The organism is Streptomyces sp. cmx-4-9 (assembly GCF_046548835.1).
Taxonomy (GTDB): Bacteria; Actinomycetota; Actinomycetes; order Streptomycetales; family Streptomycetaceae; genus Streptomyces.
In genome coordinates, this window is sequence record NZ_JAEBEE010000001.1 from 35007 (window position 1) to 56970 (window position 21964).

At 74.3% G+C, this 21964-nt stretch carries 18 protein-coding genes; 8 read left to right on the forward strand and 10 right to left on the reverse strand.

Annotation, left to right across the window (positions count from 1 at the left end; translation table 11 throughout):
* Window positions 1-182: 182 nt before the first annotated feature.
* On the reverse strand, window positions 183-2507 hold the full coding sequence (locus ACLJTM_RS00165; RefSeq protein WP_411101287.1) for a DUF5682 family protein: 2325 nt from the start codon (window positions 2505-2507) through the stop codon (window positions 183-185).
* Window positions 2504-3610 carry an ATP-binding protein gene (locus ACLJTM_RS00170; protein WP_411101288.1) on the reverse strand — a complete coding sequence of 369 codons (1107 nt, stop codon included), beginning with the start codon at window positions 3608-3610 and terminating at the stop codon, window positions 2504-2506. The genes ACLJTM_RS00165 and ACLJTM_RS00170 overlap by 4 nt, the downstream gene beginning before the upstream one ends.
* Window positions 3611-3744: 134 nt before the next feature.
* Between ACLJTM_RS00170 and ACLJTM_RS00175 the strand changes: the two genes are divergently transcribed.
* Together ACLJTM_RS00175 and ACLJTM_RS00180 are read left to right on the forward strand one after the other, a co-directional pair.
* Window positions 3745-5082 carry an SWIM zinc finger family protein gene (locus ACLJTM_RS00175; protein WP_411101289.1) on the forward strand — a complete coding sequence of 446 codons (1338 nt, stop codon included), beginning with the start codon at window positions 3745-3747 and terminating at the stop codon, window positions 5080-5082.
* A 287-nt stretch (window positions 5083-5369) separates the two neighbouring features.
* Window positions 5370-6956, forward strand: a complete 1587-nt coding sequence (locus tag ACLJTM_RS00180; protein WP_411101290.1) for a DUF5691 domain-containing protein — start codon at window positions 5370-5372, stop codon at window positions 6954-6956.
* Between the two features lie 217 nt (window positions 6957-7173).
* Here the strand turns inward: ACLJTM_RS00180 and ACLJTM_RS00185 are convergent, their stop codons facing one another.
* On the reverse strand, window positions 7174-7581 hold the full coding sequence (locus ACLJTM_RS00185; RefSeq protein WP_411101291.1) for a cobalamin B12-binding domain-containing protein: 408 nt from the start codon (window positions 7579-7581) through the stop codon (window positions 7174-7176).
* A 198-nt stretch (window positions 7582-7779) separates the two neighbouring features.
* Here ACLJTM_RS00185 and ACLJTM_RS00190 point away from each other — a divergent pair, with 198 nt between their 5' ends.
* Together ACLJTM_RS00190 and ACLJTM_RS00195 are read left to right on the forward strand one after the other, a co-directional pair.
* A complete protein-coding gene (locus ACLJTM_RS00190; protein WP_411102228.1) occupies window positions 7780-8637 on the forward strand; it encodes an esterase/lipase family protein in 858 nt (285 codons plus the stop codon).
* Window positions 8638-8860: 223 nt separating this feature from the next.
* Window positions 8861-10435: a M23 family metallopeptidase gene (locus tag ACLJTM_RS00195; RefSeq protein ID WP_411101292.1), complete on the forward strand. Its 1575-nt coding sequence runs from the start codon at window positions 8861-8863 to the stop codon at window positions 10433-10435.
* Window positions 10436-10622: 187 nt separating this feature from the next.
* Here ACLJTM_RS00195 and ACLJTM_RS00200 read toward each other — a convergent pair whose 3' ends face one another.
* Together ACLJTM_RS00200 and ACLJTM_RS00205 are read right to left on the reverse strand one after the other, a co-directional pair.
* Window positions 10623-13238, reverse strand: coding sequence for an ATP-dependent DNA helicase (locus ACLJTM_RS00200; protein WP_411101293.1), 2616 nt, complete (start codon window positions 13236-13238; stop codon window positions 10623-10625).
* Between the two features lie 12 nt (window positions 13239-13250).
* Complete coding sequence (locus ACLJTM_RS00205; RefSeq protein ID WP_411101294.1) at window positions 13251-13592, reverse strand: ArsR/SmtB family transcription factor; 342 nt, start codon at window positions 13590-13592, stop codon at window positions 13251-13253.
* 123 nt (window positions 13593-13715) lie between these two features.
* Between ACLJTM_RS00205 and ACLJTM_RS00210 the strand changes: the two genes are divergently transcribed.
* Window positions 13716-14069 carry a hypothetical protein gene (locus tag ACLJTM_RS00210; RefSeq protein WP_411101295.1) on the forward strand — a complete coding sequence of 118 codons (354 nt, stop codon included), beginning with the start codon at window positions 13716-13718 and terminating at the stop codon, window positions 14067-14069.
* Window positions 14070-14197: 128 nt separating this feature from the next.
* Entirely contained in the window at window positions 14198-15265 is a 1068-nt protein-coding gene (locus tag ACLJTM_RS00215) for an NlpC/P60 family protein (RefSeq protein WP_411101296.1), read from the forward strand.
* A 48-nt stretch (window positions 15266-15313) separates the two neighbouring features.
* Here the strand turns inward: ACLJTM_RS00215 and ACLJTM_RS00220 are convergent, their stop codons facing one another.
* The 3 genes from ACLJTM_RS00220 to ACLJTM_RS00230 form a co-directional block, all read right to left on the reverse strand.
* A complete protein-coding gene (locus tag ACLJTM_RS00220; RefSeq protein WP_411101297.1) occupies window positions 15314-16417 on the reverse strand; it encodes an alpha/beta hydrolase in 1104 nt (367 codons plus the stop codon).
* Between the two features lie 84 nt (window positions 16418-16501).
* Entirely contained in the window at window positions 16502-17200 is a 699-nt protein-coding gene (locus ACLJTM_RS00225; protein ID WP_411101298.1) for a LuxR C-terminal-related transcriptional regulator, read from the reverse strand.
* Complete coding sequence (locus ACLJTM_RS00230) at window positions 17197-18501, reverse strand: PspC domain-containing protein (RefSeq protein ID WP_411101299.1); 1305 nt, start codon at window positions 18499-18501, stop codon at window positions 17197-17199. Before ACLJTM_RS00230 ends, ACLJTM_RS00225 begins: the two co-directional genes overlap by 4 nt.
* 131 nt (window positions 18502-18632) lie before the next feature.
* On the opposite strand from ACLJTM_RS00230, the gene ACLJTM_RS00235 reads away from it, so the two are divergent.
* Entirely contained in the window at window positions 18633-19964 is a 1332-nt protein-coding gene (locus ACLJTM_RS00235) for a PspC domain-containing protein (protein ID WP_411101300.1), read from the forward strand.
* On the forward strand, window positions 19951-20175 hold the full coding sequence (locus ACLJTM_RS00240; protein WP_411101301.1) for a hypothetical protein: 225 nt from the start codon (window positions 19951-19953) through the stop codon (window positions 20173-20175). The genes ACLJTM_RS00235 and ACLJTM_RS00240 overlap by 14 nt, the downstream gene beginning before the upstream one ends.
* On the opposite strand, the gene ACLJTM_RS00245 is transcribed toward ACLJTM_RS00240, so the two are convergent.
* Window positions 20121-20612 (reverse strand): DoxX family protein, encoded by a 492-nt coding sequence (locus ACLJTM_RS00245; RefSeq protein WP_411101302.1) that lies wholly within the window; start codon window positions 20610-20612, stop codon window positions 20121-20123. The genes ACLJTM_RS00240 and ACLJTM_RS00245 overlap by 55 nt on opposite strands.
* Before the next feature lie 18 nt (window positions 20613-20630).
* The gene (locus ACLJTM_RS00250) at window positions 20631-21872 is read right to left on the reverse strand and encodes a hypothetical protein (RefSeq protein WP_411102229.1); all 1242 of its coding nucleotides are present in this window, start codon (window positions 21870-21872) and stop codon (window positions 20631-20633) included.
* Between the last annotated feature and the right edge of the window lie 92 nt (window positions 21873-21964).

Here is a 21964-nt window from a genome sequence, read left to right on the forward strand (position 1 = left end):
GTCCCCCCTGCCGGGTCCCCCGCCTGCGCGGAACCGTCGGTCGTGGTCGTCATCTGCCCGTCCCCTCTGCTCGTCGTGCCGTACTGGTGGCGTGGTGCCGTACTGGTGGCGTGGTGCCGGTCGTGCCGTGGCGGCTGCGTCGCCTGCTGCCGGACGGCGGGTGCTGCCGGACGGCGGCCGCCTCAGGCCACCGCGGCGTTCTCGTCGGGCGGCGGTCCGGCGAGCAGCAGCCGGACCAGGGCCACCACCGCGTCCGCCCGCCGTGGGTCCGGGTCCGGGGCGAATCCCTGCGGGGCCGCGCCGTGGCCGGTGCCCGCCGCCGGTGCGCCGGGGCCGCGGCGCACCAGTTCGCCCAGGGCCCGCTTCACCCCGGGCTCGTACGCCCCGAAGGTCCGCCGCAGCAGGGGCAGTACGTCGACGAAGGCGCGCTCCGGTACCCCCAGGAGCCAGGTGTCGATCAGGCCGAGCAGCCGCTCGTCGTGGACCAGCAGCGTGCCGCCGCCGGAGCTGCCGCCCGCGAAGCCCTCGATCCACCCGGCCGCTTCGGCCGGGGACGCCGCCGGTGACAGGGCGAGCCCCATCAGCCGGGCGCTCTCCCCGGCCGCCAGCCGTCCCTCGTCGAGCAGCAGCCGGGTCGCGCGGCCGCGGATCAGGCCCGGTACCGCCTCCCGTCCCGCGAGCGCCCGCAGTACCGCCGACCAGCGCTCCCGCAGCCCTGCCTGACGGTCCGCCAGCAGCGCCACCGCCCCGTGCACCCCGTCCACGTGGCCCCGCAGCTCCGCCGCCGCGTCGGCATCGAGGCCGACGGAGCAGGCCGGCGGCAGGGCCACGCAGATCCGCTCGGCGAGCCCGGCCGCGACCGTGCCCAGGGCCGCCGCGTCGGTGCCGCGGACGTCGCCGTACCGCAGGGAGCGGGCCAGGGCCGGCAGGGCCTTCGCCAGCCGTGCCACGTCGGTGTCCAGGGCGGCCCGGTCGGCAAGGGCCCGCAGGACGGCGGGCAGCGCGTCGGACAGCCCGGCCAGCAGGCACCGTTCGGCCAGGGCCGTCACCTCGCCCAGCTCCGTGGCGGCAGCTGCGTCGCCCTCGGCGCGGGCGGTGGCGGCCGCGAGGACGGTGGTGCCCCACACCCCGGCTTCGGCGACCCGCACGGACAGCTCCGGCTCCCAGCGCAGCCGCCACGTCTCGCGGAAGGTCCCGGTGCTGCCCCGGGAGGCGGTGGGCACGCCCCAGTCGATGCCGAGCAGCCGCAGCCGGTGCAGGAGCAGCGACCTGGCCGTGTCGGTGTCCTTGCGCAGGTCCAGTTCGAGTTCGCGGTCCTGCGCCTCGGCCTTGAGCCGGAGCGAGCGCTGCTGCCGGGTCAGGTCGCGCTGGAGGGGGACGACGGGCGCCGCGTCGGGGACCGCCCCGAGCACGTCCCCCACGACCAGGCGGTCGTGGACCAGCGCGAGCGGTATGTCGGAGCCGTCGCACATCACGGCCCGGACCGCTTCCAGGGTCTCGGTCAGTCCGGGCAGCGGCCTGCCGCGCAGGGCGGCCAGGGTGTCGGCCAGTCGCACCGCTTCGATGACGTGGGCCGGGGACACCTGCCGGTCCTCTTCCCGCAGCAGTGCGGCCACTTTGGCCAGCCAGCGTTCCACGGGCCGGTCCGGGGCCGCGAACAGGTGCGCGTACCAGCCCGGTGAGACGATGCCCGCCCCGTACCCCCCGGCGCGGGCGAGGCGGCGGTGGGTCCAGGGCACCCAGGTGGTCTCCACCTTGGTCTTGGGCAGTCCGGTGAGCAGGGCCTTGTCGGCCGCCACCGTGCTCTTGGCCCGGAGCGCCGGGACGTGCCAGGCGCCGCACACCACGGCATAGCCGTCGCCGAACTCGCGGCGGGCGGCCCGCATCCGCTGCCGCATGTACGCCTCGCGCACCAGGTCCCGGGGGTGGCCGCCGTCCCCGTACGCCTCGCGCAGGGCTGCCATCGCCTCGCCGAGGGCCTCGAAGGCGGCGGGCGCGGCCTGCTGTGCGCCGCCGCCCCGGTGCTCGACCACGTCCTCCCACCAGCGCTCGGGGTCGTCGTACCCGGCGGTCTCGGCCAGGACCCCGAGCGGGTCGATCCGGACGGCGCCGGGCCGGCCGGCGCCGGCGGCCCCGTTCCCGTCGCCGCCCTCTTCCGGGGCGGGGTCCGCGGCGCCGGCCAGGGAGTGCGCGGCGGGGAGGTCGATGAAGCGCACCGGTACGCCGGCTTCCTGGGCCCAGCGGATCGCGACCCACTCCGGGGAGAACTCGGCCAGCGGCCAGAACGCGGCGCGGCCGGGGTCGTCCGCGGCGTGGGCGAGCAGGGCCACGGGGGGCCGCATCCCGGGATCGGCGGCGAGTTCGAGGAGCGCGTCCCCCTCGGGCGGCCCCTCGACCAGGACGGCCCCGGGCCGCTGCGCGTCCAGGGCGGCCCGCACCGCGCGGGCCGATCCCGGCCCGTGGTGCCGTACGCCCAGCAGGAGGGGGCCCGGCGGTGGTGCGCTCACGCCGTCACCTCCCGGCAGGCACGGTAGAAGTCCTTCCAGCCGTCCCGCTCGCGGACCACGGCCTCCAGGTACTCCTGCCAGACGACCCGGTCCGCGGCGGGGTCGCGGACCACGGCGCCGAGGATGCCCGCCGCCACGTCGGAGGGGCGCAGCACGCCGTCCCCGAAGTGGGCGGCCAGGGCGAGGCCGCCGGTCACCACCGAGATGGCCTCGGCGGTGGAGAGGGTTCCGCTGGGCGACTTCACCTTCGTCCGGCCGTCGTCGGTGACCCCGTCGCGCAGCTCCCGGAAGACGGTCACGACGCGGCGGATCTCCTCCAGCCCCTCGGGGGCGGCGGGCAGGTCCAGCGCGCGGCCCATCTGGTCGACGCGGCGGGCGACGATGTCGACCTCGGCGTCGGCGGTGGCGGGCAGCGGCAGGACGACGGTGTTGAACCGGCGGCGCAAGGCGCTGGAGAGTTCGTTGACCCCGCGGTCGCGGTCGTTGGCGGTGGCGATGAGGTTGAAGCCGCGCACGGCCTGCACCTCCTCGCCCAGTTCGGGTATCGGAAGGGTCTTCTCGGACAGGACGGTGATGAGGGTGTCCTGGACGTCGGCGGGGATCCGGGTGAGCTCTTCGACGCGGGCGGTCCTGCCCTCGGCCATGGCGCGCATGACGGGGCTGGGGACGAGGGCTTCGCGGCTGGGCCCGTGCGCGAGGAGGCGGGCGTAGTTCCAGCCGTACCGGATGGCCTCCTCGGGGGTGCCGGCGGTGCCCTGCACGAGGAGGGTGGAGTCTCCGCTGACGGCGGCGGCGAGGTGTTCGGACACCCATGTCTTGGCGGTGCCGGGGACGCCGAGCAGGAGCAGGGCGCGGTCGGTGGCGAGGGTGGTGACGGCGACTTCCACGATCCGGCGCGGTCCCACGTACTTGGGCGTGATGACCGTCCCGTCGGGGAGCGGGCCGCCGAGCAGGTAGGTGGCGACGGCCCACGGGGAGAGCTTCCAGCGGGCCGGGCGGGGCCGGTCGTCGGCGGTTGCCAGGGCTTTCAGTTCGTGTGCGAAGGCGTCTTCGGCGTGCGGTCGCAGCGCTTCGGCACCGGTGGCGTTCCCGGGCGTGGTCATGGTCCCCCTCCAAGGCTCGGCAGCCGGTTCCGACTGCTGTTCCCACGGTGCACCACCCCACTGACAACACCCCTTCCTTCTGGTGTTGTTGCAGGTCAGCGTGATTGTCAGTGGGGGTCTCTACGGTGGGACACATGACTGAGCAGGGGGTCCGCTGGACGGCGGAACAGGTACTGGCTCTGGCTCCTGACGATGCCTCACGCACGGCGGGAAGCAGACTCGGCGGGGCTGGGCCCTGGTCGCAGATCGGAGGTTCCGCTTCCGGTTCGTTGTGGGGGGTGTGCAAGGGCAGCAGCAGGACGCCGTACCGGACGGTCGTGGACCTCTCCGGGCCGGCGTACACGTGCTCGTGCCCGAGCCGGAAGTTCCCGTGCAAGCACGCGCTGGGGCTGCTGCTGCTCTGGTCCGCCGAGGGGGTCGGCGAGCTGGTCGAGGCGCCCGACTGGGCGGCGTCGTGGCTGGCGGAGCGGGCGGCGCGGGCCGCACGCACGGCGGCCGGCACGGGGCGGCCGGCAGACGAGGAGGGAGCCCGCCGGCGGGCCGAGCGCCGGGCCGCCCGGATCGGCGCGGGCGTCACCGAGCTGGAGCAGCGGCTGGCCGACCTGCTGCGCGGCGGGCTCGCGGGACAGGAGCAGGCGGGGTACGCGGCGTGGGAGGAGACCGCCGCCCGCATGGTCGACGCCCAGGCACCCGGACTGGCGGGGCGGGTGCGGGAGTTGGGGACGATACCCGGTTGCGGTCCCGGCTGGCCCGCCCGGATGCTGGAGGAGGCGGCGCTGCTGCACCTGCTGGACCGGGCCTGGCTCGGCGTGGCCGGGCTGCCCGGTCCGCTGGCGGCGACCGTGCGCAGCCGGGTGGGACTGCCGGCCTCCGGGGAGGGGGAGGCCGTACGGGACCGGTGGCTGGTGCTGGCCCAGAACGACGCGGTGTCGCCGGACGGCCGGCTCACCACCCGCCGGACCTGGCTGCGCGGCCTGACGGTTGGGCGCCCCGCTCTGGTTTTGGACTTCGGACCGCCCGGACGGGCGCCGGGGCCGGGGCTGCCGGTGGGGCTGGTGCTGGAGGCGGAAGTCCGCTTCCGGCCCGGTTCGGCCGGGCTGCGGGCCGATGTCGGGGAGCAGTCCCCGGTGGTCGGGCCTGGCCCGGGCGCGCCGTCCGGGGTGGGCGCGGAGGCCGCTCTGGAGGGCTACGGGGCTGCGTTGCGGGAGGACCCGTGGCTGGAGTCCTGGCCGGTGGTGCTCGGCCCGGTCGTCCCGGTGCCGGGTGAGCTGGGTTGGCAACTGGCCGACGCGGACGGGGGGTTCGCCCTGCCGGTCCCCCTCGCGGGGGGCCGGCCGCGGGCGGGGCTGTGGCAGCTGGCCGCGCTGTCGGGCGGGGGCCCGGTGACGGTGTTCGGCGAGTGCGGCCACCGCGGGTTCACCCCGCTGACGGCCTGGCAGCCGGACTCACCCGAGCCGGTCGCCCTGGCCTGAGCCGGGCGGGCGTACAACAAGGAAATCCGGGGGCCTGGGGGCCCGTATGCCGTCCGGCAGGGCGGCGGGAAGGAGTGCGGGGAGAGCTGGGGAGGGACGCGGAGCCGCGGGGGCGGCGCCGCGGGGCAACGAGCAGCCGGGGGGCTTTCGTGAGTGACAACCATGCCAGCTGACGGCGTGTGAGGACAGCAGCCGAACGGGCGCAGCAGCCGATCCGGTCCCGCGGAGGGGGCGGGACCGGGTCGGCGCCGCCCCGTTCGCAGGACCGGTGACGAGGGAGGGGCCTGATGGACGACAAGGGTGATCAGGGGTACGGGAACTGGGAGGAGCTCGTCGGCGCCGCGCTGCTGGGCACCGACCGGCGCCCCGGCAGCGGCCCGGCGGGCTCGCCGGATTCCCTGCTGGACGCGGCGGCCGTGCACACCGTGCGGCGCCGGGCCGGGCTGAGACCGGCCCGGGCGCAGGCCCGGCCGCAGCCCGCGGCGCACGATCCGCGTCCGGTGCCCCCCGAGGCGGCCCGGCGGCGGCTCGCGCAGCTGCTGGCCGGGCGCACGGGTGCGGGCAGCGGCAGTGGGCGGCGGGGGGCCGCCCCGGATCTGACCGAGCTGCTGCCGCAGTGGCTGGCCGCGGCCGGCCGGCACGGCTATCGTGCGCCGGCCGCGCTCGTACCGGCGTTGCTGGACGCGGCCCGGGCGCGCACGGACCTGCGCCCGCCCGCCCTGGCCCTGGCCGGGGCGCGGGGGTTGTGGCTGGCCCGGCTCAATCCCGACTGGCGTTTCGCGCTGCGCGGCGGGAGCGGCGGAGCCGGCGAGCTGCCGGATCCGGCAGACCGGGCCGGGGTGGAACAGCTGTGGCAGGAAGGCCTGTTCGCGGAGCGGGTGGCCCTGCTGGGCGCCGTACGGGCGCACGAGGCGGCGGCCGCGCCCCGTCTGCTGGAGACGACCTGGTCCACCGAACGGGCCGAGGACCGGCTGATGTTCCTGGACTCGCTGCGGGTCGGACTGTCGGACGGGGACGAGGAGTTCCTGGAGGCGGCCCTGGGCGACCGGAGCCGCTCGGTGCGGGCGACCGCGGCCGAGCTGCTGTCGGCGCTGCCGCGTTCGGCGCTCGCGGGGCGCATGGCGCAGCGCGCCCTGGCCTGCGTGGGCCCCGAAGGGGTGACTCCGCCGGCCGAGTGCGATGCGGGGATGCTGCGTGACGGTGTGGTCAAACGGCCGCCCGCGGGGCGCGGGGAGCGGTCCTGGTGGCTGGGCCAGCTGGTGGAGGCGGCTCCGCTGGACTGCTGGCGGGAGCGGTTCGGGGGCCGGGGTCCGGCGGAGATCGTGGCGCTGCCGGTGGCCGGGGGCGAGGGCTGGGCGGAGGAACTGCATGCGGCCTGGTGCCGCGCAGCGGTGCGCCAGCGGGACGCGCCCTGGTCGCGGGCCCTGCTCGGGCCGCCGTCCGCACCTCCTGCGGCGGGCCCGGCCACGGCTTCGCTGGCGGAGCGGGCGAAACTGCTGGAGACCCTGCCCGAGGGGGAACGGGCTCAGTGGATAGCCGGGTTCATCCGGGCTCACGGCCTGTCGGAGGCTTTCCAACTGCTCGGCGTGTGCGTGGTGCCCTGGGCGGGGGTGCTGGGCCGGGCGGTGGTCGACGCGCTGGAGGACGCCCGGGACACGGGGAGCTATCCGTGGAGCTTCAGCGGGGTGATGGGCCTGGCGGAACGCTGCCTCGACCCCGCGGAAGCCGACCGTCTGGACGCCCTGACCGCCTCGGTCGAGGATCCGCCGGAGACGTCCCCGGGCGCAGCCGCCTACTGGGCCGAAGCCTTCCAACGCCTGGTGGCCACCCTCCGTCTCCGCGGCACCATGTTGTCGGAGCTGACCCCGCCCTGACGCACAGGACCGCCGGCCCGTCCCGGCACCTGCCCGGCACGGGGTCCCCGCTCCGCCGGGCGCGGCTCAGCGCCCGACGCAGCCCCCGCACCCGGAAGGACCGCGGCAGGAGGGTCGCCCTCGGAGGCGGCCTCGGCGTGAGTCGGCCGGCGCCGTCCGGGATCGACGGGGCTGTGCGCAGGGGCACGGGTCGGGTCGGGTCGGGACGGGGCCGGGGTCAGGGCTCCTGGCGGACGTTCGCGCGGACCCAGTCCACGATCGCGGTGGTCGTCGCGCCGGGGGTGAAGATCTCCGCCACGCCCTTCTCCTTGAGCGGGGCGATGTCGTCCTCCGGGATGATCCCGCCGCCGAAGACCCTGATGTCCTCCGCGTCCCGCTCCCGCAGGAGCTCCAGGACCCGGACGAACAGCGTGTTGTGGGCGCCGGACAGGATCGAGAGGCCGATGGCGTCGGCGTCTTCCTGAATGGCGGTGTCCACGATCTGCTCGGGGGTCTGGTGGAGGCCGGTGTAGATGACCTCCATGCCCGCGTCCCGCAGCGCCCGCGCGATCACTTTCGCTCCGCGGTCGTGGCCGTCGAGACCCGGCTTGGCCACCACCACACGGATCGGACCGGTCACACCCATCGCACTGCCTCCCGAGTGAACGAACGTTAAGTACAGCATCGCGCACGCCGCCGTTTCGCGGTCCACCACGAGGGGGAAATCACACGTGGGACGGCATTGCGCCACCGTGCCGACAGCCGCACGGCACGGTGGCGCGACCGGCCGCAGTCCCACAGGGCTCAGGGGAGGCCGCCCGTGGGGCTGTCCGTGCCATTCTTCGTGCCGTTGTCACTGCCTTTGTCCGCTGCCGCGCTGCGGGCAGGCCTGTTGGAGGCCGTCGTGCTCGGCGGGCACCTCCTCCTCTACCCCACCGGGATGCGCCAGGAGAGGACGGCCCCGGCCAGAGCGCATCCGTACGCGCCCCCGCCGCCTCCCGCACCCGCACCCACGCCGACCCCAGCACCCGCACCCGTACCCGCACCCGCGCCGACATCCGCCGCCCGCCCGCCGGCGCTCCTCCTCCACGGGTTCACCGACAACCGGTCCGTCTTCGTCCTGCTGCGCCGCGCCCTCGGGGCCGACGGCCTGCGCCATGTCGAGGCGTACAACTACTCGCCCCTCACCCGGGACCTGCGTGTCACGGCCCGCCATCTCGCCCGGCGCGTCGAGGAGCTGTGCGAGCGGACCGGGCAGGAGCGGGTGGACCTGGTCGGGCACAGCCTGGGCGGCCTGGTCGGCCGGTACTACGTCCAGCGACTCGGCGGTGACACCCGCGTCCGCACCCTCGTCACCCTCGGCACCCCGCATTCCGGGACCCGGGTCGCCCCCTTCATGGACGCGCACCCCCTGGTCCGGCAGCTGCGCCCGGATTCCCCGGTACTGGCCGAGCTGGCCGGGCCCGCGCCGGGTTGCACGACGCGGTGCGTGGCGTTCTGGAGCGAGTTCGACGCACTGATGACTCCCGTCGGGACGGCCCGCATCGAACACCCGGACCTGCTGGTGGAGAACGTGCAGGTCACCGGGATCGGGCACCTCGCCCTGCCTGCCCACCCCGCCGTGATCGCAGCCGTCCGGCGCGTCCTCGACGGGCCCGGACCGGCCGCCGCGGCGCGTCCGGGAGCGGCTTCCGTCGCATAGACAGCACCCGGATGGAAGTCGAACGAATTTCGAACTCAAGGCCAAGGCTGTGCATTTCGGCGACCGAAAGACGGCTGAATGCCCGGTTCCGCAGCTACGGAAAGCTCGGGAAGATTGTCGTTGCGAGTAACCGCCGGGTACAGTCACGCCACTGCTCTCCTCCGGGGAACCTCTCATTCCCCGGCCACCCAGGCCCCCCACTGCCGAGGCGAAAGAGAAGTTGGTGAACGACCGCCCCTCGTCGGGCCAGTACCCGGATCCCGGGTATGACGGCCTGAACACCACCAGTTTCGCTGGTGAATCGGCCTATGTTTCCTACGAAACGCAGGGCCAGGGCGTCAACTACGCGGCCTACGACTCGTACGACACGGGTGCGTACGACACCACCGCGTGGACCGCGCAGGACAGTTACGCGCCGACGATCCCGAGCCAGGGCGCCCCCGCGGACACCACCGGCCAGTGGGACGCGAGCGCTTGGACGACGCCGGATGCGGACCACCCCGGCTACCCCGAGTACCAGCCCGCCTCCTTCGGCTACGACGCCACCGGCGAGCAGACCGGCCACTGGGCGATCCCGGGCTACGGCACCACCGGTACCGAGACCGGCGCCTACGACGCCACGGCCTGGAACACCGTCACGCAGAGCACGGCTGAGGCCGCGTACCCGCAGGCGTATGCGTACGACGCGTACCCGTCGCCGCAGCAGTACCCCGACGGCCCGTACGAGCAGCAGCACCAGCCGTCCTACACCGACTACGGCCACGACTACGCGCCCGCAGCCGAGGCCGCGGCGGAGGGCGAGGCCGGGGCCGAGTCCCCCGACACGCCCGAGGCGTACAGCGAGACCGCCGTCTTCGAGGCCGTCCCCGAAAGGGAGCCCGCGGCCGAGCACTCCGCCCTGGTGCACGACCTGCCCACCCAGGCGATGCCCGTGACTCCCCCGGCTCCGGCGGGTGAGCCGCGTTCCGCGCGCCGCACCGCCGCCAAGGCCGGTGCCAAGTCCGGTGCCAAGTCCAGTGCCAAAGCGGCCGCCACGGCGGGCGGCAGCCGGGCGAGCAGCCGTCGCCGCACCCCGGCGAAGCGTTCCGCCCTGCTGACCGTGGCCGTCCCCTCCGCCTGCGTGATGGGTGTCGCCGGTGTCGCGGCGGCCTCCGTGGGCGGGCTGACCGGTAGCGAGAAGCCGGCCGAGGACACCACCACGATGGCCGCCCCCGATCCGGCCTCGGTGCAGCCGGTCGCGGCGAACACCAAGCTCGACACCCAGCTGGCTGCGCTCAGCGCCGACGCGGGCGACTTCGCGGACCGCGCGAGCCGTACGCAGGAGCGGCTCGACCTGCACCAGCGCCAGGAGGACGAGAAGAAGAGGAAGGCGGAGGAGGCGGCGGCCAAGGAAGCGGCCCGGCCCAAGTTCGCCATCCCCGTCGCCCAGCAGGGCCTCAGCGCCAGCTTCGGCCAGGCCGGCGGCATGTGGATGTCGGTGCACACCGGCATCGACTTCCCGGTGTCCTACGGCACCCCCGTCATGGCCGCCACCGACGGCACCGTGCGCACCCAGTACAACAGCGCCTACGGGAACATGGCCATAGTGACCTCGCCCGACGGAATCGAGACCTGGTACTGCCACCTGAGCAGCACCAAGATCCGAGGCGGCAAGGTCAAGGCCGGCGAGGTCATCGCCTACTCCGGCAACTCCGGCAACTCCACCGGCCCGCACCTGCACTTCGAGGTCCGGCCGGGCGGCGGGGCGGCCATCGACCCGCTGCCCTGGCTCCGCAGCCACGGCCTGAACCCGGCGTAGCGACACCCGCCCGCACCGGCGCCCTCCCCGCACCCGGGCCGGTACGCCGGCACGCGGCGGCCGGTACGCCCGCGCACCGCGGTACCACTGCGCCGCCGGACCAAGCCCCCCAACTGCCGTGCGCTGCGCGCCGGGGCGCGCGGCCCCCGGCGGCGCCCCGCCCCCGGCGCCCCGGCCCGGCCCCCGGTTAGAGCTTCTGCACCGGTGCGTACCGCAGCAGCAGCCGCTTCGGCTTCTCGTCCCCGAAGTCGATGGTCGCCTGCGCGTCCGCGCCCGCTCCCTTGACCTCCATCACCGTGCCGAGCCCGAACTGGTCGTGCGTGACGCGGTCCCCGACCACCAGCGCGATGACCGGCTTGTCGGCGGCCCGGCGCGTGGCGAAGCCGGACGGTCCCGCCTTCGTGCGCGACGAGGACAGGAAGGCCTCCGGTGAGGTGCCGAACGTGCTCTTGCCGCCGCCCGAGCCCGAGGACCCGTAGCCGGAGCTGCGCATCGGGCCCGCGGGCTTCTGTGCGGCCCCGGTGCGCTTCCACTGGAGGTACTCGGTCGGGATCTCCTCCAGGAACCGCGACGGCGGGTTGTAGGAGGGCGTGCCCCAGGCGCTGCGCATCGAGGAGCGGGTCAGGTAGAGCCGCTCGCGCGCCCGGGTGATGCCGACGTAGGCGAGCCGGCGCTCCTCTTCGAGTTCCTTGGTCTGGCCCAGGGCCCGCATGTGCGGGAAGACCCCGTCCTCCATGCCGGTCAGGAAGACCACCGGGAACTCCAGGCCCTTCGCGGTGTGCAGGGTCATCAGCGTGATGACCCCCGAGCCGTCCTCGTCCTCGTCCGGGATCTGGTCGGAGTCGGCGACGAGCGCGACCTGCTCCAGGAACTGGGCGAGGGTGCCGGGGCCGGCCGCCGCCGGCGCGCCGTCCTCGTCCGCGGCCGCATCCCCGGCTGCCCCGTCCCCGGTCGCGGCACCGGCGTCCCCGGTCGCCGCCGCCTCGGTTGCCGCCGCCTCGGTTGCCGCCGCCTCGGTCGCCGCTGCCTCACGTGCCTGCTCGAACTCCAGCGCCACGGCCGCCAGTTCCTGCAGGTTCTCGATCCGCGTCTCGTCCTGCGGGTCGGTGGAGGCCTGCAGTTCGGCGAGGTACCCGGTGCGCTCCAGGATGGCCTCCAGCACCACGGCCGGGCCGGCGCCCGAGTCGACGATCGTCCGCAGTTCCTCCATCAGCACGTTGAACCGCTTCACCGCGTTCGTCGAGCGGGCCGCCATGCCGAAGGCCTCGTCCACGCGTCGCAGCGCCTGCGGGAAGGTGATCTTCTCCCGCATCGCGAGGGCGTCGATCATCGCCTCGGCCCGCTCGCCGATGCCGCGCTTGGGGACGTTCAGGATGCGGCGCAGCGGGACGTTGTCCTCGGGGTTCGCGAGGACCCGCAGGTATGCGAGGACGTCACGGACCTCCTTGCGCTCGTAGAAGCGGACGCCGCCGACGACCTTGTAGGGCAGGCCGACGCGGATGAAGATCTCCTCGAACACGCGGGACTGCGCATTGGTCCGGTAAAAGATCGCCACGTCGCCCGCCTTGGCGTCGCCCGCGTCCGTCAGCCGGTCGATCTCGTCCGCGACGAACTGTGCCTCGTCGTGCTCGGTGTCCGCGACGTAGCCGGTGATCACGGCGCCGGTGCCGGCCTGGGTCCACAGGTTCTTGGCGCGGCGGTTCTCGTTGCGCTCGATGACGGCGTTGGCGGCGGACAGGATCGTCTGCGTGGAACGGTAGTTCTGCTCCAGCAGGATCGTCTTGGCGTCCTTGTAGTCCTCTTCGAACTGGAGGATGTTGCGGATGGTCGCGCCGCGGAAGGCGTAGATCGACTGGTCGGCGTCACCCACCACGCACAGCTCGGCCGGGGGCAGGTCCGGGTAGCCGGTGCCGACGAGCTCGCGCACCAGCGTGTACTGGGCGTGGTTGGTGTCCTGGTACTCGTCCACGAGGACGTGCCGGAAGCGGCGCCGGTAGTGCTCGGCCACGTCCGGGAACGCCTGGAGCAGGTGGACGGTGGTCATGATGATGTCGTCGAAGTCGAGCGCGTTGGCCTCGCGCAGCCGGCCCTGGTACATCGCGTAGACCTGGGCGAGGGTCTTTTCGAAACCGTCGGCAGCCTGGCCGGCGAAGGCTTCCTCGTCTATCAGCTCGTTCTTCAGGTTCGAGATCTTCGCGCTGAAGGCCTTGGGCGGGAACTTCTTCGGGTCCAGGTCCAGGTCCCGGCAGACGAGCGCCATCAGGCGCTTCGAGTCGGCCGCGTCGTAGATCGAGAACGAGGAGGTGAAACCGAGGCGCTTGGACTCGCGGCGCAGGATGCGCACGCACGCGCTGTGGAAGGTGGAGACCCACATGGCGTTGGCGCGCGGGCCGACCAGGCTCTCCACGCGCTCCTTCATCTCGCCGGCGGCCTTGTTGGTGAAGGTGATCGCCAGGATCTCGCCGGGGTGGACGCGCCGCGCGGACAGCAGGTGCCCGATGCGGTGGGTGAGCACCCGGGTCTTGCCGGAGCCGGCGCCGGCCACGATGAGCAGGGGCGAGCCGGCGTGCACCACCGCCGCGGCCTGCTCCTCGTTCAGCCCGTCCAGGAGCGCGGCCGGGTCGATGACCGGCCGGGGCGCGCCGTCGCGGTAGTACGCGTCCCTGCCCACGGGCGCGTCGAACCGGCCCCCGAAGAGGTCGTCCGCGCCCGGCTCGGGGGCGGGGTGCTCCTCGGGCGGCGGGGGGACCTCGTCGGAGGGGGTGAAGTCCGCCAGGAAACTGTCGTCAAAGAGGCTGCTCATCGCATTCCGAGTCTAGGGGGCGGGACCGACAGCCGGTTCCGGGGCGGCGAATTCGCCGGTGACCAGGGACAGCAGCCCGGGGAACCGGCGCTCCAGGTCCTGGCGGCGCAGGACGAGGTGGAGCTTGCGCCCCGCGGGGCTCTGGCGGATCACCCCGGCCTCGCGCAGCGTGCGCAGGTGGTGGGTGACGGTCGAGCGGGGCAGCCCCTGGGCCACCAGTGCGCAGGAGAACTCCGTCGGGGCTCCGGCGAGGGTCCGGACGATCTCCATCCGGACGGGGTGCCCGAGGGCGGCCAGCACCTCGGTGAGGTCGATGCGGTCGGCATCGGGGTGGTGGAGTTCTGCGGCGGCCATGAGGAAACTGTACGCAAAACCCGAACTGATCCGGACCGTGCGCGGAGCCGGCCGCCGCGGCCCCGTACCGCAGCGGCAGGCCCGCCCGCAGGGGCGGCCGGGGGTCCTCGTACGCTCGGGGCCATGGACGTACTCATCGATGTCTTCGTCGGCCTGCACATCATCGGGATCGCCTCGCTCCTCGGCGGCTTCCTGACCCAGATGAAGGCGATGAGCGCGGGCACCGCCCGCTTCGTGCCCGCCATGCTGCACGGGGCCCTGACCATGCTCGTCACGGGCGTGCTGCTGGTCGGCTTCCGCGAGATGGACGGCTCCGCCGTCGACAACGTCAAGATCGGCGTGAAGCTGGCGATCCTCTTCGTGATCCTCGCGCTCGTCTACGTCAAGCGGGACGAGGAGCACGTGGAGAAGGCCCTGTTCGGGGCGGTGGGCGGCCTGACCATGGTCAATATCTTCATCGCCGTCCTCTGGCACTGATCCGGACCGGTCCGAGCCGACCATCCCCGGTCGCATCAGGACACTTGCGATCATCTCGTCATCTGCCCGTGACCTGCGGGTCTAGCGTCCTCCTCCAAGCACCGGAAGAGGAAGGACGTGAGGCCCTCGTGGCCAGTCATCGAAAGCCCAGGCAGCGCCCGCTCTCCGGCGGCACCGTCCGGACCGCCGCCACCCTCGCCCTCGCGGGCGCTGCCACCGCCACCGCCTTCGAAGGCACGTCCCAGGCCGAGCCCCGGCAGACACCCGCCCAGGTCAAGGCCGAGGTGGACCGGCTCTACGAGGAGGCCGAAGCCTCGACCGAGCGGTACAACGGGGCCAAGGAGAAGGCCGACGAGGCCGAGCGGGCGCTGAAGGACCTGCGCGACGAGACCGCCCGCAGGGCCGACCGCCTCAACAGCGCCCGCAGCGCCCTCGGTTCCCTCGCCGCGAGCCAGTACCGGCTCGGCGGCACCCTGGGCGCCGCCGTCCGCCTCGCGACGGCCGACAGCCCGCAGGAGTACCTGGCGCAGGCCTCCTTCATCGCCCGCACCGGGGTCCGCAACGCCGCCGGGGTCTCCTCCGTACGCCGCCGGCTCGACGAGGTCGGGCGGATGCGGGACGAGGCGGCGGGACGGCTGGCGGAGCTGCGCTCCCGGCAGGCCGAGGTCGCCGGGCACAAGGCCGACGTCGAGGACAAGCTGGAGGCCGCCCGGCGCCTGCTGGCCAAGCTCACCGCGGAGGAGCGCGCCGCGTACGAGGCCCGGTCCGCCCCGGCTGCCGCTCCGGCCGGCCCTGCTGCCGGCCCTGCTGCCGGCCCGCAGTCCGCGCCGCTGCCGCCCGCCGACGGCTCCCGCGCCGCGCAGGCCGTCGCCTTCGCGCACGGGGCCGTCGGGAAGCCGTACGTCTGGGGTGCGACGGGCCCGGGGTCCTTCGACTGCTCGGGGCTGACCCAGGCGGCCTGGCGCTCGGCCGGCGTCTCGCTGCCCCGCACCACCTACACCCAGATCAATGCCGGGCGGCGCGTCTCCCGCGACCGGCTGGCCCCCGGCGACCTGGTGTTCTTCTACTCGGGCGTGACGCACGTGGGCCTGTACATCGGCAACGGCCAGATGATCCACGCCCCGCGTCCCGGCTCGACGGTGCGGGTGGCCCCCGTCGACTCGATGCCCTGGGCCGGCGCCTCCCGCCCGGCATGAGCACCGGCGCGGACGGCGGGCGCAGGGCCGGCCCGTCCCGCCGGACCGCTACGGCGCCTTGACGATCCTGCTCAGCCAGCCGAAGGTCTGCGGCAGCTGCTTCGACCAGGAGTCCAGATTGTGCCCGCCCGCCACCTTCTCGGCGTGCACCACCGTCGGGTTCTGCGCGAGCGCCTTGAGGTCCGTCCCGGACAGGTAGCCGTCCTGCTCGGCGCCCGACAGCCACAGCGACACCGGCGGCGGCGTCGGCGCGGACTTCAGGAGCTCCTTCAGGTTGTGCGTGCGGCGCAGCTCGGGGTCCTGGCCGACCAGCGACGAGGGCTCCTGGCCCGGGTCGTTGTAGCCGGACAGGGAGACGGCCGCGCTGTAGCGGTCGGGGTGGGCGATGGCCAGCTTGGCGGCGCAGTACGCCCCGGCCGAGTAGCCGGCCACGCCCCAGCTGCGGGCCTCGTCGGATGCCCGAAAGTTGTCCACGACCATCCTGCGGACGTCGACGCTGAACCAGCTGTCCGCATTCACCTTGCCGGGGAGGTTGGCGCAGCCGGTGTCGGCGTTGCCGACCAGCATGGCGCGCGGCGAGACCAGGATGAAGGGCTGCACCTTGCCCTCCTTCATGAGCGGCTCCAGCACCTCGTGCGCCTTGAGCCCCTGGAACCAGGACTTGCCCGTCCCCGGTATGCCCGGGATCAGCTCCACGACCGGGAATTTCCTGTCCTTGTAGGCCGGGTCGTCGTACTGCGGCGGCAGCCACACCATGACGTCGCCCCGGACCCCGGAGATCTTGCCGTCGAGTTCGGTCTTCCGGACCCGGCCCCCGAGGCCCTCGACGGGCTGGAACTGCTGGCGGACCTTGGGGACGTCGGCGGCCTTCTTCCCGCCGAGTCCGTCCGGGCCGAGGTCGGGGGCGGCCGTGACGTACTTCCCGGTGCCCAGGAGGTCACCCCAGGAGGTGTAGAAGGTCATCTCCCGGTTGAGCCCGATGAAGACCAGCGCGATGGCGGTGACCTGCGCGAACACCACCATCAGGCCGCGGGAGGCAAGGCGGACGACGGCGGGCCCGCGCACCTTGCCCCACACGGCCAGCGGCAGGACGACGGCGAGCACGGTCAGGACGACCGCCGTCGCGAACAGGGGGGTACCGGTCAGGCTCATCACGGAACCCAAGAGTGCCAGGCGCCTTCCGGCGGTTGCCGCCGCCCCCTGCGGTGTGGATCACACCTGGTCGGTCACACCTGGTCAGACCAGGCGCCGCGCCGTCGCCCAGCGGGTCAGCTCGTGCCGGTTGGACAGCTGCAGTTTGCGCAGCACCGCCGAGACGTGCGACTCCACCGTCTTGACCGAGATGAACAGCTGCTTGGCGATCTCCTTGTACGCGTATCCGCGCGCGATCAGCCGGAGCACCTCGCGCTCGCGCTGGGTGAGGCGGTCCAGGTCCTCGTCGACCGGCGGCGCGTCCGTGGAGGCGAAGGCGTCGAGGACGAAGCCGGCCAGCCGCGGCGAGAACACCGCGTCGCCGTCCTGCACCCGGAAGACGGAGTCCACGAGGTCGGTGCCGGTGATGGTCTTGGTGACGTACCCGCGGGCCCCGCCCCGGATGACCCCGATGACGTCCTCGGCCGCGTCGGACACCGACAGGGCCAGGAAGCGCACCGGGTTCTCGGCCGCCGCCATCAGCGGGGCGCAGCGCCGCAGCACCTCGACGCCGCCGCCGCCGGGCAGGTGCACGTCCAGGAGGACCACCTCGGGCCGGGTGGCGGTGATGACGGTGACGGCCTGGTCGACGTCGGCGGCCTCGCCGACGACCTCGACCCCGGTGCGGGCGGTTTCGCCGATCTCGGCCTGGACGCCGGTGCGGAACATCCGGTGGTCGTCGACGAGGACCACCCGGACCCGCCGGGTGGGTGCCGTGCCTGCGTTCTGTGCGTCCTCGGTCATGCTGTGTTCGCCGCCCTCTCCATCTCCAGCTCGACTTCCGTGCCGCCGTCGGGCGCGGACCGCAGCCGTGCGGTCCCGCCGTTGCGCTGCATCCGGCCGATGATCGATTCTCGTACGCCCATGCGGTCGCCGGGTACCGCGTCGAGGTCGAAGCCGGGCCCCCGGTCCCGTACGGACACGAACACCGCCTGTCCCTCGACTTCGGCGTACACCTGCACCGGCCCGCCCTCGCCACCGTACTTGGCCGCGTTGACCATGGCCTCGCGGGCGGCCTGGACCTGGGCCGCGAGGCGTTCGTCGAGCGGGCAGTCGCCGACGACGACCACCTCGATGGGGACGCCGTGGTGGTCCTCGACCTCGGCGGCGGTCTTCTTCACGGCCTCCGCGAGGGTGGCCGGCCCCTCGGCCTCGTCCTTACCGGTGCCCTCGGGCTTGTACAGCCAGTTCCGCAGTTCGCGCTCCTGGGCGCGCGCGAGGCGGCGCACCTCGGCGGCGTCCTCGGCGCCCCGCTGGATCAGGGTGAGGGTGTGCAGGACGGAGTCGTGGACGTGGGCGGCGACCTCGGCGCGCTCCTGCGCGCGGATGCGCATCAGCCGCTCCTCGGACAGGTCCTGGGTCATCCGGATCAGCCAGGGCCCGGCGAGCAGGGCGATGCCGACGAGGACGGCGAGGGTGGCGGTGAGGACGTTGCCGAGCTGCGCCGCCGAGCCCCGTACGACGAGGAAGACGGTCAGGCCCACGCCGACCAGCAGCACGCCCGCGAGGGCGCGGGCGACCTGGAGCAGGCTCCGGTTGCGTCCGGCGGCCTCGTTCCAGTGGGCGCGGCGGGCGTTGTCGGCCTGCCGCCAGACGAGCACCACCCCGGCCCCGACCAGCAGCGTCGGCCACACGTACCGGCCGGAGGTGCCGCCGAGCTGGACCTTGGAGACGAAGATGCCGGCCCCGATGCACAGCGCGATCAGGGCGGTGACCTGCCCCCGGTCGGGTGTGCGCAGGCGGCGGCTGCCGTCGGACAGGGTCTCGAACCAGGAGCGGTGGCCGCTGCGGCCGCCGACGCCGAGCGGGACGAACACCCAGAACGCGGCGTACAGCAGCACGCCGAGCCCGTCCCCCCACAGGAACAGCCCGAGGAAGGCGAGGCGGACCCAGACCACCGGCATCCCGAGGTGCCCGGCGAGGCCGCGGGCGACACCGCCGAGCATCCGGCCGTCGGCGCTGCGGTACAGCCGGCGCTGGGGCGTGTCGGTGCCCGGCGGCGGTTCCGGTGCGTGCGGGGTGCGGGGAGCGGCGGCTACGGGCATGGCACCGATGGTCACACGGGTGGGGGCGCCCGGGCATCAGGGCATCCCCCCAGACCCACCGGGGGGATATCAGGGTTGTGCCAGGGTCGGGCCGGATTCCGCGGGCCCGCGCCGCCCGTCACCATGGACCCATGACCGAAACACACGAAGCCCCGCCCGGGGGATCCCCCGACGCGGGGCCGGGGCAGGAGCCCGGGGCCCGGCACCCGGGGGACGTCCGGCCGCTCCTGCGCCGCAGCAGGCGGGACAAGGTCCTCGCCGGTGTGTGCGGCGGCCTCGGCCGGTACTTCGGGCTGGACCCGGTGGTCTTCCGGGTGGTCCTCGGCGTCCTCGCGGTCACGGGCGGCGTCGGCCTGATCTTCTACGGCTTCGCGTGGCTGCTGGTGCCGCAGGAGGGCGAGGACGACAGCGAGGCGAAGAGGCTGCTGACGGGCCGGGTCGAAGGGGCCACTCTCGCGGCGGTGTTCGCCGCGCTGGTGGGCTGCGCCCTGTTCCTGTCGATGCTGGACAACGGCGGCCTGGCGGTCTTCTCCGTCCTGGTGGTCCTGGCGCTGGGCGCGGCCTCGTACTGGTCGCAGCGGCGCCGGCACACCTGCGCGCCGCAGGCGCAGGCCCCGGCCGCGCACCGCGGCCCGCTGTCGCCGGCCCCGCCGGAGACGCAGGCGCCGCCCGCGCCCGGCGGCCCGTCCTGGTGGCGGGACCCGCTGGTCAAGGACGGCACGACCGGGCCGGTCGGCTCCACGGGGTACCTGTGGGGGCCGGACGACGCCGCGCCGCCACCGGCGGGCGGCGGGGCGGCGGTGGCGCCGGACGCCGTCCCGGCCGGCCGGCGGGGCGGCATCGGGGGCCGGGTGTTCCTGCTGGCACTGCTCGCCGGGGGCGCGGCGAGCGCCGCGCAGTGGCAGGGCCGGCCGCTGGGCGAGGCCCTGCAGGCCGGGCTCGCCGTGGCGCTGGTCGTCTTCGGGCTGGGCCTCGCGGTCAGCTCCCTGCTCGGGCGCACCGGCTTCGGCACGATCGTGCTGGCGGTGCTGACCTCGGGGCTGCTCGCGGTGGCCGCGGCGCTGCCCCGGGACATCGGCACGGACTGGCAGCGCGTCGCATGGCGTCCGGCGGCGGTGGCCGACGTACGGCCGGGGTACGAGGCGGGCACCGGGCTCGCCACGCTGGACCTGAGCCGCCTGGACGTGCAGAAGGGCACGACCGTCGTGGTGCGGGCCTCGCTGGATGCGGGCCGGCTCAAGGTGGTCGTCCCCCGGGAGGTGACGGCCGAGGCGGACGTCTCGGTCCGTCTGGGTGACATCCAGCTGCCCGGGGAGACCGGTGAGGACTTCCGGGTCCGCAGCGGCGGCGAGACCCGGCGGGCGACGCTGCCGCCCTCCCCCGGCACGGAGGCCGGTGGCACGATCGAGCTGCACCTCGACACGGGTGTGGGACAGGTGGAGGTGGCCCGTGCGGCGTCATGAGTTCCAGCCGGGACGGCTGGTGGCGGGAGCGGCCCTGACGGCTGCGGGCGTGCTGTACCTGCTCGACGGCTCGGGCGGGGCGGACCTGCCCTGGTTCGCCGTCGTCCCGATCGCCGTGGGCGGCCTGTGCCTGGCCGCCCTGGTCGGGTTGGTGACCTACGCGGTGCGCCGCGACCGCCGGGACCGGATCAGCGCGTCGAGGGACAGGTAGGGCGCCCCGGCCAGGACGACCGGGATCCAGGCCATCAGGTAGACCAGGTCCTGGCTGTAGTAGTAGCGGGGCACCGCCCAGGAGACGGTGAGCCACAGGGTCAGCGAGATCAGTGCGCCGCCGAGGGCGGCGAGGCGGGTCAGCAGCCCGGCCAGGACGCCGAGGCCGACGAGGAGCTCGCCGACGGCCAGGGCGACGGCGAAGCCCACCGGCGACTCCAGGCCCAGGTCGACCAGGGCGGGGATCGCGGCGGCGTCGCGGGAGGACTCCATGGTCTGCCCGATGGAGCCGTCGCCGGTCGCGGAGAGGAACGCGGGATCGGTCAGCTTGTCCAGACCCGCGTAGACGAAGGTCGCGCCGAGGAAGATCCGCAGGGGCAGCAGGGCGTAGTGGGTGGCCTGTTCACGCAGTCTGGGGAGTACGTCAGTTCGGGTCACGGAGCATGTCTACCCCGATCACTCGGCCACGTCGATCGTGCAGCGGTTGGATTCCACTCCCGCGGCCGTCACCACCTGGATCTCGGTGAGGCCGGGTTCCACTTCCGCGGGCACCGGCACGGTCAGCACCGCGTCCGAGGGATTGGTGAACCCGCCGGGCACCGGGACGAGCGGTACGTGCACGTGTACCGCCCCGATCCGGACCACCAGGCGGGCCAGCATCTCCGGGGTCTGCGCCCCGGGCGGTACGAAGCCCACGCCCCGGATCTCGATGTCGTCCCCGGGGCGGACGGCCGCGTCCAGGTCCCCGGGCTCGCGTCTGCGCACCACGGAGAGCACCAGCGGCCGGCTGCCCTCCGCGTACTTGCCCGCCAGGTAGACCGCGGCCGACAGCACGACGAGCAGGGCCAGCGCCCACGGCAGCTGCGGCAGCCGGTCGGGGAACCGGGCCAGCGACACCGCCGCGTACACCAGCACCACCGCGGAGACCAGGACGTACTGGGCGTCGGGGAAGCTGCCCCGGCCCGCGTCGTCGGTCAGCAGGTCCGCGCCGCGCGGCCGGTCCGCGGGCAGCTTCTGCAACCGCTGCCCCATGATCCGTACGCAGACCACCCGGCGCACCAGCACGGCCACCGCCGAGGTCAGGCCGACCACGGTCAGCAGCGGCAGTGCGCGGTCCAGGGCCAGACCCGCGTACAGGGCCTCGCGTGCGGGTCCGGGTTCCGAGGCCGCCAGCCGCAGCGCGGGCAGCAGCGCGGCGAACGCCGTCAGCACCACCCAGGCGCTCGGCACCGCCTTGGAGGTGGAGAGCCGGTTGTCCTCGCCGACGAGCGGGGCCAGCAGTCCGCCGCGCACCGACTGGGCGCGGGCGGCGACCGTGAGCATCCCGGCCAGGACGAGGGCGGTGAGCAGCCCGGCGGTGCGTGCGGTGGACCAGCCGGTGCCGAGCGCGGAGGCGACCTGGACCAGCAGCAGGACCCCGGCGGCGATCCACACGGCGAGCACGGCCCGCCGGGAGAACAGGTACAGCCAGGAGTTCCCCGCTTCCCGGCCCCGGTCGGCGACGGTGCGGGCGGACAGGGTCAGCTCGTCGGAGACCCACTGCCGGGACGCGCCGAGGGAGTGGGCGACGGCGGCCGGCAGCCCCTGCCCGGCGGCGAACTCGTCGCGCTTCTCCAGGAACGCGGCCACCGCCCGGCGGTGCCCCTCCCGGGCGCAGTCGTCGCAGGCGCAGGCCGCGGTGTGGGTACCCCGGGACATCTCTTGGACAGCCACGGACGTGCCGCCTCTCTGAACTACGGTGCAATGCCAGCGAATTGTGCACCACTGCGCAAGTGCTCCGGATTGCGCAC